Below are 13457 nucleotides of genomic sequence, written 5' to 3'. Positions count from 1 at the left end.
CTTGTCTCTTCAAACTTCTTTTTTGTCGTTTGAATCACCAGTCCATTAAAACAAGGATGGAAACCTTTTGGCAACATGTCGTAGTAGTCTTCCCCTCTGTCGTTTGAATCACCAGTCCATTAAAACAAGGATGGAAACAATATTCTGAATCATTTGTCACTTTCCACAAAACACGTTTGAATCACCAGTCCATTAAAACAAGGATGGAAACATTTTTCAACTTCACTTATTATTTCATATAATAAGTTTGAATCACCAGTCCATTAAAACAAGGATGGAAACTGCTATACTCATCTATGTATGTGATTGGATCACCATTTGTTTGAATCACCAGTCCATTAAAACAAGGATGGAAACTCTCTTCTTGTTCTTTTTCTAACCATTCTATTTTTTCCGTTTGAATCACCAGTCCATTAAAACAAGGATGGAAACATCCTGTTCTGGATATTGGACGATACTCCCCGGATTGTTTGAATCACCAGTCCATTAAAACAAGGATGGAAACCCAACACTGTCATTGACCCACTAACACCAAATTTTCCTCTATACATTGTTTGAATCACCAGTCCATTAAAACAAGGATGGAAACTTTTTATGCCCCCACTTAATTCTATTTCATTCATTTGTTTGAATCACCAGTCCATTAAAACAAGGATGGAAACGTATATTGAATAATTCTACTCATTAATGCCTTTTCAGTTTGAATCACCAGTCCATTAAAACAAGGATGGAAACATCTTCTTATTTTTCTTAGGAATACTCTTTTAGGGGTATCAGTTTGAATCACCAGTCCATTAAAACAAGGATGGAAACCTTTGTTTCTTTAATCTCTTCATGTTTTCTCTTTATGTTTGAATCACCAGTCCATTAAAACAAGGATGGAAACATAGATAGAGCTGTAGGAACTGTAATAGCCCTGGTTTGAATCACCAGTCCATTAAAACAAGGATGGAAACGAAAAGATAATTAATGAATTAGAAGACTTACCAGAAGTTTGAATCACCAGTCCATTAAAACAAGGATGGAAACCTTTCTCATATTCAAGATATAGTTCTCTTGAGTATCGTTTGAATCACCAGTCCATTAAAACAAGGATGGAAACATTGTTGATCAAAAAATAAAAATTGAGGACGGCTTGAGTTTGAATCACCAGTCCATTAAAACAAGGATGGAAACGAATTAATGATTTCAATAACTTGCCTATATCTATCCTCAATTCTTTCAATTAGTCCTAAGTCATATCTATGAGTTCTTATATTCCCCCCTAAGTAGTCTGGCACTAACTCAATCCCATCCTCAGAGATTTCTAAATTTAGATCTAAAGCTATTCTTTCCAAAAATTTAGACTTTGGATTAACTTTAGCTTTTCTTTTTAAGAGCTTTTTAACTTCTCTTTCCCTCTCCCTTATTTTTCTTATACTTTCTTCAATTTTTTTCTCATCCCCTATCTCTTTTAGCATTTCCAAGCTTTCTATTAAATCTCTAAAAGTTGCTGCTCTAACCTCAAATATCTTAGCCTCAGGATTTAACTTTTTAACTCTCTCCTTATAACCCTTAGAAATTATTAAAATAGAGCAATTCACCTTTTCCTTGTAGGGGTTAACCACTCTATACTTAACTCCTATCATCTCACCAATATCTTTGTACATCTCTGTTATACCTATCATAGTATCTCCTAAACCTTTCAAGGTCAAGTTTTGGTTTTAGGTTTAACATCTCTATGGTTTTAACAACCTCTTCTAAGTTTGCTGTCTTAGGATTTCCAACACCTTTAACCAATAGAGGATAGTTCTTAGGGATCACTGTAGCTATATTACTGGCTCCAGCCATTAAAGGGAGATAGATGTTTTCAGCTCCAATAGTTGGAGATGGAGAAGTTATCCTAATCTTTGGAAAAATTAGCCTTGTTATAGCTATTGTCTTACCCTGCTCTAATGGATGGCACTTTTCAAAATGCTCCATAGGTGTCCCTTTGTAGGGATTAAAGCCCATTATTGGGATCTCCCCAATCTCAAAGTTCTCCTTTAAAAAGAATAGGTGGTCAACTCTATCTTCATAACTCTCTCCTATACCAATAAGTAGGCCAGAAGATAACTCTATTCCATACTTATTAACCAACTTACAAACCTTAATTCTATCTTCTAACTCTTCTCCAGGTTTAACTCTTTTAAATATTTCTTCATTTATTGTTTCCAAGTTACAGCAAACTGTTTCAACTCTTAACTTTTTTAGCTCTTTTATATGCTCTTCAGTTAAATCAGAGCCAGCATTAACTAAAACCTCTAAGTTAGTGTTCTCCTTAACTATCCTTGCTGCTCTAACAACCTCTCCTCTCTCAGTATGGGCTGAGGAACAGCTAACCCTTCTAATCCCACTCTCCTCTATGGCTAAGGCACATCTCTTTATCTCTTCATCACTTAGCCTAAACCCTTTATAGTAGCCTTCTTCAGAAGTTCCTGCTGCAAAGCCACAGTATAGGCATTTAGGGCTTATCTTACAAATATTAGTTATATGTATAGTAGAAGTTATCTCTATCTTCTCTTTAAATTTATCTCTAACAAGGGAAGAAATCTTAAATAATTCTAAATAATCTCTAACCTTATCAATTGAAAAAAGTTTTAGAGCTTCTTCTCTATCTATTAACCCCTTCTCTAAAAAATACTTATCTTCCAATCTTCTATAAATTTCATCTATCATAGCTATCCTAAATTTAGTTTTAATATTAAATTTCTAATCCTCATCACTTATAAAGGTTTAGAGGTGTTGATCTTGAAAATAGCTATTGTTGGTTCTGGCTTAGGTGGCTTATTAGCTGGAGCTATATTAAGTAGGAAACACCAAATAACAATCTATGAAAAACTTCCCTTTATTGGAGGGAGATTTACAAATATAGAGATGGAAGGTTTTCAACTAACAACTGGAGCTTTGCATATGATTCCTCATGGAAGTAGAGGATATTTAGCCAAGGCTTTAAAGTTGGCTGGAGCCAATGTAAAGATTATAGACTCTAAGCCAGATGGCACATTTCTTATAGGTGGGAAAGAATATTTATACAAAGAACTGTTTTCTCTTTTGGGGGTTAGAGAGAAGCTTAAAGCTTTAAAGATGGCTACAAATTTAAAAATTGGGAACTTTGACAAAGATATGAGCTTTGGAGAATTTTTAGAAGATGTAGATTTAGCTTTAAAGGTTGGAAATTCTTTCACTGGCTGGGCTTTATCCTTATCAGCCTATGATGTTAAGATGGAAGAGATCTATGAGATAGCCAAGAACTACTATAAATTTGGAGGGCCAGGGGTTCCAATTGGAGGATGTAAAGGAGTTATAGATGAGCTTGAAAGGATTATTTTAAGTAGGGGAGGGAAGATTATTAAAGAGTATGAGGTTAAAAAGATTGAAATAGATGAAAAGGCTTATGTTGATGGAGAGGAGTTTGATAAGGTTATAAGTAATATCTCTCCCAAAGAAACAGAGAGAATTAGCAATATAAAATTTTTAGATAAGAAGATTGAAGAGGCTAAAGGGATAAAGATAAGTATAGCCTCTAAGAGAGGTTTAATTAAACACTCTGGTGTTCTCTTCACTCCTGAGTGTGAAAGGATCAATGGACTTAACCAGGTTACAAATGTTGATAAAAGCTTAGCTCCTGAGGGTTATCATCTAATTATGACTCACCAAGCCCAGATAACAAACAACATAAAGAAAGAGATAGACTTAGGCTTAGAGGATATTGAAAATCTATTTAAGGGAATAGATTATAAGATTTTGCACATCCAATCATATAGGGATGGAATTCCTGTGAATCATGCTAAGAGTGGCATATATATAGAAAATATAGTTAATGACAAACTCTTATTAGTTGGAGATGGGGCTAAGGGAAAGGGTGGAATTGAGGTTGAAGGGATAGCTATGGGAGTGTTAAAGGTGGTTAACCATATTGGTTATTGACTTCTTAATCATAATTTTCACTGGCTTTTTAATTGGCTATTTAATTTATGAGAAAACCAATAATGTAGCTTTTTTAATTATCTTTATTCTATTCTCTATTGTTGTAGCTTATTTAAGATTAATTAAATTGATGAGGAGGACTTAAATGTTAGTTGTTAGAGAAGAAGCTGAAACTGATGAAAAATATGGTTCTTACCCAGAGAAGAGGAAGATAGAGGATTTAATAAAGTATGGAATTGTAGTTATTGACAAACCAAGAGGACCAACATCTCATGAGGTGTCAAGCTGGGTTAGGAAAATTTTAAACATTAATAAGAGTGGCCATGGTGGAACCCTTGATCCTAAGGTTACTGGTGTCCTTCCTGTAGCCCTTGAGAGAGCTGTTAGAACTATAGACCTTTGGCACATCCCACCTAAGGAATATGTTTGTTTAATGCATTTACATAGAGATATAGATGAAGACAAAGTTAGGGAAATTTTTAAAGAATTTACTGGAAAGATTTATCAGAGGCCTCCTTTAAAGTCTGCAGTTAAGAAGAGGGTTAGGATTAGAAAGATACATGAGCTTGAACTCTTAGAGAAAGATGGAAAAGATGTTCTCTTTAGGGTTAAATGTCAGTCAGGAACTTACATAAGGAAGCTCTGTGAGGACATTGGAGAGGCATTAGGTGTTTCTGCCCACATGCAAGAGCTTAGGAGAACAAAGAGTGGGAACTTTGAGGAAAAAGATTGTGTCTATTTACAAGATTTATTAGATGCCTATATCTTTTGGAAAGAGGATAAGGATGAGGAAGAGTTAAGAAAGATAATAAAGCCAATGGAGAAGGGGTTAGAGCATTTAAAAAAGATTGTTGTTAAAGACTCTGCTGTTGATGCCATCTGTCATGGGGCTAATGTTTATGTTAAGGGGATATCTAAGCTAAGTAAGGACATAAATAGAGGGGACTTAGTAGTTGTTGAAACCTTGAAGGGAGAGGCTATTGGAATAGGAAAGGCTTTAATGAGCACAAAGGAAATTTTAGAGAAGGATAAGGGGGAAGCTGTTGATATGGAAAGGGTTTTCATGGAGAGAGGGACATATCCAAGAATGTGGAAAAAGAGAGGTTAATGTTGATACTAATGAGTATGAAAGTAGAGATTACAACAAGTACCACCAGAAATTATTTACTCAGCAAGACATTACACCTTTAGACTTAAATAACCTTGTTCCACAATCAACTATATATCCTAAAAACAAATTATGTGCTTGGACAGGAGTTTGAAGAGATTTTGTTTTAAAGGATAAATTTAAGATTGATAAACTAATTGTTGTTGCAGGAGATAATCAAAAAAAGTAAAAATTAGTCAATTTTTAAATGCTTTGTTTTATTGTCATCTGGAATATATCTTAAAATTCTGTTTGGTCTTAATCCAAATAACAAAGCCTTATCTGTGTAGTTTAAGATGATATTCATTAAATCACATGCTCTTATATATAAACTTCCCTTTGCACATGCTCTCTCATTAAATTCCTTAACATCATCTCTCCTAACATTCTTTCCTACTATTGTTATAGGAACACTCTCTCCAGAGTGAATTAAATTTCCAACTGATGGTGTTGAGTGATCTCCTGTAATAATAATTAAATCATTCTCTAAGTTTAAGAGAGGTTCCAAACATGCATCAATCTTTTCAATAACTTTCTTTTTAAGTTCTGGATTTTTTGTATGGGCTGCCTCATCTATCTCTTTTGTATGGATATGGATGAAATCATAATCTAAGTTAACTGCCATCTCAATTGCCTTTTTAAAATCTCCACATTTGATATAATCCAATCCTAAAAACTTCGCTAAACCACAGAACACTGCACTATTACCAATGACAACCCCTCTCATCCCCCATCTTTCACTAAATGGTTCTACTTTTTTGTATTTTCCTGCCCATTTTGTTAATAGCATGTTTGCTTTTTGTTTCCCCATTTCTGCCCTTTTTCTATTTATTTCGTGGTTATCCAATTCTTTAAAGCACTTTTTTAGATATTCGTTTAATGCTTTAGCAGTAGATTTTGCTTTGTTATATTCCATCCTACTTTTGCAGAGTTTTTTTATTGGACAGATTTGCAGAACATGCCTGTTCATATAAAATGGGTCACTATCTGAAATTTTATCTGAAATCCATCCATTTTCTTCCCTTATTATTAAAATACAGTGTGCATCATGGGTATATTTTAGTTCAAATTCATAACCATTAACGTAAGTTGGTAGACTGTCTATAAGCTCCTCAATCTCTTCTTTTGTTATGTCTTTTGTTCTTCTATCTTTTATAAGTAGTTCTCCATTATGTTTTTCAACAAAACCAAACGTTGCTCTTAAATAAATCTCGTTATCTTTAACCTCTATACCTTCCCCAAGTGCTTCAATCAACCCTCTACCTGGGAAGTCATTTAAACTGTATCCCCAAAGTAAAAGGTGAGCCACTTCAGAACCTAATGGAATCCCCTCTTTATATGGAACCATTAATCCCGTTATCCCTCTTTTTGCAAATTCATCCAAATTTGGCGTGTATGCTGCTTCTAATGGCGTTTTATTGCCTAAGATTTCCGAAGGTCTGTCTCCTAAACCATCTAATAAAACCAGTATTGCCCTCATAATACCACTTTAATTTAATGTTTTGGCAAAAAATAATAAAAAATGAAAAATCGTAATCAAAGTTTTATTTAAACAAATACAAATAAAATTAAATAAACTCCTTAACAATTTCAATATATCTAAAATCTCCTTCATATCCTCTTTTAATAATCTCAACAGAAACTGGATATATGAATTCATCTAAAAATTTCTTAACCTTTTCCTCTTCAAATATAATTTTTCCATCTTTATCTCTGTAATTTCCACTGAATACACATGAAAATTGTCTCTCCCCCTGTTTCCAATCCTCTCCAATAATTTCCCTTATTTTACTGTTTTCTTTAACATATTTTATTGGAAGTTCTAATTTAACACCAAATGTATTACATATTTTTTCATACACTTCCAAAACCATCTCCAACTGGTCAATCTTAAAATCACTGTTGTGATAAACCCTCTCTCCTCCTATTATCACTCTTCCCAAATGCTTTGATAACGGAATCCTCAAAATCCTCAAATATGCATGGCATCCTATGCATGGTGTGTAAAAGCCAAATTTTTTAATAATTAATGAGACAAATCTCCCATTTAATGCATTCCATAGTTTGGGTTCAAACATAAAATGCAAAGGTAATAGAACTTTATCTTTATGGAGATTTTTTATCCTATTATTTAATGTCTCCCAATTTTTGTAAAATATATTTTTATCTCCATAGTCTGTCCCAGTAAATGCAACCACTGGCAGTATAGCATCAAATTCCTTAAATGCCTCTATTATTGCAGCAACACTATCTTTCCCAGCAAATTCCCCAATTGCAATATCTTTTAAATTTATTCCAAATTCACCTATAATTTTAAATGTTTCCTCTGAGAGTTCCAACTTATTAAAAGACGTTTTAAAATCTATATAATACATTATAATCACCTATGTTCCTTTAGATATTCCTCACACAGCTTTTTAGTCCTTATTATTTCCTCAATATCCATCAGTTCAATAAGCCAGAAATCACAACCAACATCCAAAAGTTTGTCTAATGTTGGCCTTAGTTTTTCAAGATTTTTTGGGGCAACATGTCCAATCTTTGGAATCTCTAATTCATAAACATGGACATTATATATCTTATCTGAAAATATCTCTATATATTTAACTCTGTTCTCATAATCAACATGTCCAATATCGTAAGTTATTAAGCAGCCAGTAACGTCAGCTATCTCAATTAAATTATTCGGATTTGATGAAAATCCAGTTCTTAAATTTTCAATGCAAATCTTTACATCCTTTTTTCTTGCATAATCAACTAATTCAGATAAGTTGGAAATTAAAACATCAATATTTGGGTCTTTCCCATTGGTTATATGAAGTGTTAAGTAGTCATGATCTGAAATTATATCAACAATATGTTTTAAAACGCTTAGAGCTTTGCTATTTGGATCTCCTAAATCTACGATTGGGGCGTGAAAACCAATGATATTTTCCATTTTTTTATTGTATGGGCAGAAATGTAAGCCCCAATCTATGAGTTCAAATTGTTTAAATTTTTCAATGAGATTCGTGTTTTTAATTCTAACACACACCCCAAGCAAACAATCACCTTTATGTGCCATATATATAAACGTACTTAATTAGAATATATAAACATAATTATTAGAAAATCTAATAGCATGGTGAGAGTATGATAATTATATTAGACCTAAACGGAACAATAGCAACAGATGGAGTTATAAAGGACTCGACAAAAAAGCGAATAAAAGAACTAAGAAAATATCATGAAATTTTTATCCTCTCCGCAGATACCTTTGGAACATTAAAAGATATAGAAAATGAGCTTGGTATTAAGGGAATTAAAGTTGATAAAGAAAAGTATGGAAGTGAAAAAATAGCAAAAAATGAAATCTTGAAAGAAATTAGGAAAAAATACAAAAATGAAAAAATCATTGCCTTTGGAAATGGGGCGAATGACGAACTATTATTAAAAAATGCTGATTTGGGAATATGTGTCTTGGGAGATGAAGGAACTTGGACAAAAACACTTTTAAACTCTGATATTGTTGTTAAAAATATTGATGACGGCTTAGATTTAATTTTAAAGGAAAAAAGATTAAAGGCAACGATAAGGGAATAAAACATTAAATCTTTTAAAATTTTAGAAAAAAGATTTTAATTTATTCTATATATTCTACAAAATATTATCTTGCTCAAGATAATCTTAGCTAAGATAATCTTGGTGGTCCTAATGTTTGTAAATAGAGAAGAAGCTCTATTAAAAAAGCTTTATGAGTCAGATAAAAAAGAGGTTTTGATCTTATATGGTAGAAGAAGAGTAGGAAAGACTGAGCTTATAAAACAGTTTATGAAAACTATTGGTTCAATTTTTTAGCTGATAAAAGTGGTTATTGATGAGTTCTCTTGTTAGAGGATAAAAATACTTCAGCAGTTTTCAGCATGTGATTGATGAAATATTAGATGACAGATTTTTTATAATCTCTGTGGCTCCCTTGTTGGGCTTATGAAGAGTATAATGTTTTACAAAAGTTCTCTCTATGGAAGAAGGATAGCTCAGTTAAAGTTTGTCTCCATTGAAGTTTTTACATGTTAGAAAATATTTGAAAATGTTGATATAGAAGCAGTTGTTAAAATCCACTCCATAACTGGAGGAATACCCCCAATGTATTTTAGACTTTTTAAGGAAGAAAATTTTGAAGAAGAGTTGAGTGAAAATAAAGCCTTATTTGTAGAAGTTAAGTGGAGAGAGAAGTGCTAAGGAAATTTATGGCATCTTTAAAGATTTAGAGAGAAATCTGAGTTAGTTGGGTTGAAGGGCTATGATAAATATTACTGTGTCTTTTGTAAAAGAGTTAATGGAGAAGTAGGGTTAGAGCCAAACCATTTATTGTTTGATTTGGAGAAGTTAGAGGGGTTAATAAAATCAGAGGTTTAATATATATTTGACTAAATAAATTAGTATATTTCACTTTCATATTTAATTATCCGTATTTGGTGAGAATATATGGATGTAAGAAAATATTATGAAAAAGGTTTAAAATACTATAATGAAGGAAGATATGAAAAAGCGATAGAATGTTTTGATAAAGCAATAAAACTCGATCCAAATAATCCAGCCGCTTGGTATTATAAAGCAGATTCGTTATATAAATTAGAGAGATATGAAAAAGCGATAGAATGTTTTGATAAAGCAATAAAACTCGATCCAAATAATCCAGCCGCTTGGTATTATAAAGCAGATTCGTTATATAAATTAGAGAGATATGAAAAAGCGATAGAATGTTTTGATAAAGCAATAAAACTCGATCCAAATAATCCAGCCGCTTGGTATTATAAAGCAGATTCGTTATATAAATTAGAGAGATATGAAAAAGCGATAGAATGTTTTGATAAAGCAATAAAACTCGATCCAAATAATCCAGCCGCTTGGTATTATAAAGGAATTATACTTGCTAAATTAGGTAAACACGAGGAGGAATCAAAAAAATATGAAAAAGCATTAGATAAATATAAAGAAGCAATAGAATGTTTTAAAAAAGTATTAGAAATAGATCCTAACTTTTATAGTCCTTTAATATACATATTTAAATATTTAAAACAAAGATTGTATTCAAAAGAAAAAATTGATGAAGATATATTTACAAAAATTTTTGGATTGTTATGTAAAATACAACTTTATATTATAGATCTTAAAAAAGAGTTAATTGTTTCAGATAAAGGAGTAATTTACCACTATACTAAACCTACAGTTGTAAAAAATCTTTTAAATGGTTCTTACTTTAGATTATACAATGTATCTTATATGAATGATCCAGAAGAAGGTAAAACACTTTTAAGAATAATTGTTAATAAAAATTTAAAAAACTTAAAAGATATTTATGAAATTAAAAATGAACAAGATGTGCAAAATTTTAAGGAAGATATGGAGTTTCAAGTATTTATCGGAAGTTTTGTAGTCGAGGGAGATAATTTATTCTTATGGAGAACTTATGGAAAAGATGAGAATAACGAAGAAGCTAAAGGAGTTTGTATAGGCATAAAAAAAGATTTTTTTGATTATGAACATGACTATTCCGAAGTTTATAAAAATATTATAATTTCTAAAAATATTGAGTTTGAAAGAAATATTAAAGATATATATTGTCTATATTATGTAATCTATGAAGATGAAAACAATAAAGATGAAAGATTTAAAAAGTTATTAAAAACCTTAGAAGACATAGATAAGTTAGTAGGGTCATTAAAAGATCTTATTGGTAAAGACCCAGAAATCTATGAAACGGTAAAGATAATTGTAAGAGCTATATTAGATGAAATTAGATACTTAGTAAAATCCAAATATTACAAAGAAGAGAAAGAATGTAGAGTTGTAAAGGTTTATAACTTAAAATTCCATAAGGATAAAATAAAATTAGATGAAACTCATACTCCACCAAAGCTATATGTTGAAATAGAAAAGGATTTAAGGGACTACATTGAAGATATCACTCTTGGGCCAAGATTGGATAACAAAGAACATTGGGAATTATACTTTGAATATCTCAAAAATATAAATCCTGAAAAATATGAAAAAATAGAACTCAGATATTCAAAATGTAACTTCAAATAACCTCCCTAAGCTTCTCCACAACCTTATAAATATCATCTCTCCTAACTCCAATGGAAGCATTAATAACAATATAGTTATACTTATAAACTCCTAAGTAACTTGTCCCAAACTTGTCATCCTTTCTAACTCCCCTTGGGCCTGTAACCCTTAAGTTGTAAAGCTTTCCAGCAAGCTCTATAGGATCTTTTTTTGTAGTGATGGCTGAAGCTATAGGATTCTTAACCTCTAAAAGCTTTTCATTTTTTTCCTCAGCAAGCTCAGTTAAAAGCTTATCCAAGAGCTCTTTACTCTCCTTCTGCTCTTTCATTAATTCTTTATATCTCTTAAAGCCAATTGCTAATAGAGAGATTAAAGTATTTACTATAGGGTTGGCTGAAGCTCTTCCAGGATAGGATAGAGAAATTTCCTTCAAAAATTTCTCATCCTTACTATAGATAATTCCTCCTCCTATTGGTGTGAATAGATTCTTATCTGTTGAGCTTACTATAGCATCAACTCTATATTTCAAGGCTTTCTTCAACTTATCTAAATAAAAGTTATTTTGTATAGCATAGGCTCCATTTACTATATGAGGAACTCCTTCCTCTTCACAAAGCTTAGCAATCTCAACTAAATCCTCTTCCCTTGGTGGGAAAAAAGTTAAGGTAGAGAGAACAGCACATCTATCCTTTTTTATAGCTTTCTCTATATCTTCAACTGGAGCCTTAACAGTGTCTCCAAATATCTTAGTTTCTACTAACCTCATCCTTAAGCCAGCTAAGGAAATGGCCTTAATTGGACTCTTATGCCCTGCAAATGGGTAAATAACTTCTCTAATCCCATACTTCCTTCTCAGAGCTGAGAGGCATAAAGAGAGGGACAAGCCAGTGGCTACAGGTGTGGCAAAGGCTTTAACCTTCAAGCCAAGTTTTTTTAAAAAGCTTGTTAAAAGTTGGTTAGTTAGCTTATACATAATACTTGCTCCTGGAGCCTTAGGTTGAGGGTCTATTAAATTCCCACTTCTTCCTACTCCATGGTTAAAATAGAAGACACTTCTCTCCTGTAACTTGCTCCAAACTCTTGCTTCTCTCTCCCCTATCCTTATAGCCCTTGGGTCTTTATCAGTGTCCATTAAAGAGAGCTTGGTTAATAACAACTCTATTAGCTCTTCTTTAATCCCTTCCTCAGGGACAGATCTTTGTTCTAAAACTCTTTCTATTATCCTTAAATTTTCCTCTAAGACTATCTTCCCTCTTCTCTCCATGTGCTCAGGGATAAAATTAGAAAAGTTCATGAAAATCACTGATAAGCTCTCTCTAAAGGAGGAACAACTTGTTTCTTCCTTGACATAACTCCTGGTAAGAAGATAGAGTTGTTTTCTAACTTAACATTAAATGCCTTCTCAAACATCTCCTTATTTCCTATAACCAAAATTTCACTACCTTCCTTCATGATGTCAGTGATCATAAACAAGATAAGATCATAACCTTCACTCTTTAGCTTCTCTTCCAACAACTCTTTAATTCTCTTCTTCTTATCCTCTATTTCACTTATATCTATAATTTCAACTTGCCCTATTCCAACCTTCTTACCATTGAAGTTAAAGTCCTTGAAGTCCATCTTAATAATTTCCTCTGGCTCCATCTTACTAACTACTGATTTAGCCTTTAAGATTTCTAAACCTAAGCTTTCAATGTCCTTAACTCCAGCTATCTCAGCTAATTTTTTAGCCATCTCCTTGTCTAACTCTGTAGTTGTTGGAGATTTGAAGAGAACAGTATCAGAGAGGATAGCACTTAACAGTAAGCCAGCTAAGTCAGGAGTTAGCTCCTTATTCTTTCCTCCTATTAAGTCAAGAGCTTTCTTAAAGTAAAGCTCAGCTATAACTGTTGCTGTACTTCCTACAGGCTTAGCATAGTATATAATTGGCTCAGAGGTTGTTAAACCAACTTTATGATGGTCAATAATAGCTATTAACTTCCCTTCATCTAAATCATCTAAGCTCTGGCTCCTTTCTGAGTGGTCAACTAAAATAATTTCTTTATTTTTGGCACTCTCAATAGTTTCAGGCTCCATAACTCCAAATTTTCTTAAAACAAACTCTGTTTCTGGGTTTATCTTCCCTAACTTAGCTGGATAACAGTCTAAGAAATAGGCTAAGACTATAGAAGATACTATACTATCTGTATCTGGATTTTTGTGTCCAACCACAAACCTCATAGCTCTCACCTAAAATGCTTGTTTTTATATATTATTTAGAAAAATAGTTTTTATAAATTTTTTAACTTAACAACTTTGGGAGGGCTTTACT

General features: G+C 32.3%; 14 protein-coding genes and 1 CRISPR repeat array (1 of these 15 cut by a window edge). Of the genes, 8 read left to right on the top strand and 6 right to left on the bottom strand.

Translation table 11 applies throughout. The annotated features are described in order from the left end of the window. Positions 1 to 1176: a CRISPR direct-repeat array (repeat unit 37 nt; unit sequence GTTTGAATCACCAGTCCATTAAAACAAGGATGGAAAC); it reaches 46 nt to the left of the window's first position. Between the two features lie 453 nt (positions 1177 to 1629). Then, on the bottom strand, positions 1630 to 2697 hold the full coding sequence (hmdB, locus tag METIN_RS03330; protein WP_013100085.1) for a 5,10-methenyltetrahydromethanopterin hydrogenase cofactor biosynthesis protein HmdB: 1068 nt from the start codon (positions 2695 to 2697) through the stop codon (positions 1630 to 1632). 72 nt (positions 2698 to 2769) lie between these two features. Here hmdB and METIN_RS03325 point away from each other — a divergent pair, with 72 nt between their 5' ends. Genes METIN_RS03325 through METIN_RS07640 form a run of 4 tightly spaced genes read left to right on the top strand, consistent with a single transcriptional unit; the run spans position 2770 to position 5210 of the window. After that, complete coding sequence (locus tag METIN_RS03325; protein ID WP_013100084.1) at positions 2770 to 3948, top strand: NAD(P)-binding protein; 1179 nt, start codon at positions 2770 to 2772, stop codon at positions 3946 to 3948. Further along, the gene (locus METIN_RS07725) at positions 3938 to 4093 is read left to right on the top strand and encodes an AtpZ/AtpI family protein (RefSeq protein WP_013100083.1); all 156 of its coding nucleotides are present in this window, start codon (positions 3938 to 3940) and stop codon (positions 4091 to 4093) included. Before METIN_RS03325 ends, METIN_RS07725 begins: the two co-directional genes overlap by 11 nt. Then, entirely contained in the window at positions 4094 to 5056 is a 963-nt protein-coding gene (locus METIN_RS03320; protein WP_013100082.1) for an RNA-guided pseudouridylation complex pseudouridine synthase subunit Cbf5, read from the top strand. Continuing rightward, positions 4992 to 5210, top strand: a complete 219-nt coding sequence (locus METIN_RS07640) for a hypothetical protein (RefSeq protein WP_157198814.1) — start codon at positions 4992 to 4994, stop codon at positions 5208 to 5210. The genes METIN_RS03320 and METIN_RS07640 overlap by 65 nt, the downstream gene beginning before the upstream one ends. Before the next feature lie 78 nt (positions 5211 to 5288). Here METIN_RS07640 and METIN_RS03315 read toward each other — a convergent pair whose 3' ends face one another. The 3 genes from METIN_RS03315 to METIN_RS03305 form a co-directional block, all read right to left on the bottom strand. Next, positions 5289 to 6575 carry an alkaline phosphatase family protein gene (locus tag METIN_RS03315; RefSeq protein WP_013100081.1) on the bottom strand — a complete coding sequence of 429 codons (1287 nt, stop codon included), beginning with the start codon at positions 6573 to 6575 and terminating at the stop codon, positions 5289 to 5291. 88 nt (positions 6576 to 6663) lie between these two features. Then, positions 6664 to 7470: a hypothetical protein gene (locus METIN_RS03310; protein WP_013100080.1), complete on the bottom strand. Its 807-nt coding sequence runs from the start codon at positions 7468 to 7470 to the stop codon at positions 6664 to 6666. 5 nt (positions 7471 to 7475) lie between these two features. Continuing rightward, positions 7476 to 8138 carry a sugar phosphate isomerase/epimerase family protein gene (locus METIN_RS03305; RefSeq protein WP_048203347.1) on the bottom strand — a complete coding sequence of 221 codons (663 nt, stop codon included), beginning with the start codon at positions 8136 to 8138 and terminating at the stop codon, positions 7476 to 7478. 89 nt (positions 8139 to 8227) lie between these two features. Here METIN_RS03305 and METIN_RS03300 point away from each other — a divergent pair, with 89 nt between their 5' ends. From METIN_RS03300 to METIN_RS07440, 4 genes are all read left to right on the top strand, one after another. Next, positions 8228 to 8677 (top strand): HAD hydrolase family protein, encoded by a 450-nt coding sequence (locus METIN_RS03300; protein WP_013100078.1) that lies wholly within the window; start codon positions 8228 to 8230, stop codon positions 8675 to 8677. A 111-nt stretch (positions 8678 to 8788) separates the two neighbouring features. Next, complete coding sequence (locus tag METIN_RS07720) at positions 8789 to 8932, top strand: ATP-binding protein (RefSeq protein WP_232156309.1); 144 nt, start codon at positions 8789 to 8791, stop codon at positions 8930 to 8932. A gap of 435 nt (positions 8933 to 9367) precedes the next feature. Next, positions 9368 to 9493: a hypothetical protein gene (locus tag METIN_RS07795; protein WP_269478998.1), complete on the top strand. Its 126-nt coding sequence runs from the start codon at positions 9368 to 9370 to the stop codon at positions 9491 to 9493. Positions 9494 to 9562: 69 nt separating this feature from the next. Continuing rightward, a complete protein-coding gene (locus METIN_RS07440; protein ID WP_013100077.1) occupies positions 9563 to 11167 on the top strand; it encodes a tetratricopeptide repeat protein in 1605 nt (534 codons plus the stop codon). Here the strand turns inward: METIN_RS07440 and spcS are convergent. Both spcS and METIN_RS03285 read right to left on the bottom strand, forming a co-directional pair. Continuing rightward, complete coding sequence (gene spcS, locus METIN_RS03290; protein WP_198002847.1) at positions 11160 to 12440, bottom strand: O-phosphoseryl-tRNA(Sec) selenium transferase; 1281 nt, start codon at positions 12438 to 12440, stop codon at positions 11160 to 11162. The two genes, METIN_RS07440 and spcS, sit on opposite strands and share 8 nt — an antisense overlap. Before the next feature lie 5 nt (positions 12441 to 12445). After that, on the bottom strand, positions 12446 to 13366 hold the full coding sequence (locus tag METIN_RS03285; RefSeq protein ID WP_013100075.1) for a manganese-dependent inorganic pyrophosphatase: 921 nt from the start codon (positions 13364 to 13366) through the stop codon (positions 12446 to 12448). Between the last annotated feature and the right edge of the window lie 91 nt (positions 13367 to 13457).

This window comes from Methanocaldococcus infernus ME (assembly GCF_000092305.1).
In the GTDB taxonomy this organism is placed as follows: domain Archaea; phylum AGJL01; class Methanococci; order Methanococcales; family Methanocaldococcaceae; genus Methanocaldococcus; species Methanocaldococcus infernus.
Note: the sequence above shows the minus strand (reverse complement) of the source record. Positions and strands in the feature narration are given on the sequence as shown.

Excerpts from the sequence above, each read along its gene's own strand:
- hmdB (WP_013100085.1), bottom strand. The coding sequence starts at position 2,697 with ATGATAGATGAAATTTATAGAAGATTGGAAGATAAGTATTTTTTAGAG.
- METIN_RS03320 (WP_013100082.1), top strand. The coding sequence starts at position 4,094 with ATGTTAGTTGTTAGAGAAGAAGCTGAAACTGATGAAAAATATGGTTCT.
- METIN_RS03315 (WP_013100081.1), bottom strand. The coding sequence starts at position 6,575 with ATGAGGGCAATACTGGTTTTATTAGATGGTTTAGGAGACAGACCTTCG.
- METIN_RS03310 (WP_013100080.1), bottom strand. The coding sequence starts at position 7,470 with ATGTATTATATAGATTTTAAAACGTCTTTTAATAAGTTGGAACTCTCA.
- METIN_RS03300 (WP_013100078.1), top strand. The coding sequence starts at position 8,228 with ATGATAATTATATTAGACCTAAACGGAACAATAGCAACAGATGGAGTT.
- METIN_RS07720 (WP_232156309.1), top strand. The coding sequence starts at position 8,789 with ATGTTTGTAAATAGAGAAGAAGCTCTATTAAAAAAGCTTTATGAGTCA.
- METIN_RS07440 (WP_013100077.1), top strand. The coding sequence starts at position 9,563 with ATGGATGTAAGAAAATATTATGAAAAAGGTTTAAAATACTATAATGAA.
- spcS (WP_198002847.1), bottom strand. The coding sequence starts at position 12,440 with ATGAACTTTTCTAATTTTATCCCTGAGCACATGGAGAGAAGAGGGAAG.
- METIN_RS03285 (WP_013100075.1), bottom strand. The coding sequence starts at position 13,366 with ATGAGGTTTGTGGTTGGACACAAAAATCCAGATACAGATAGTATAGTA.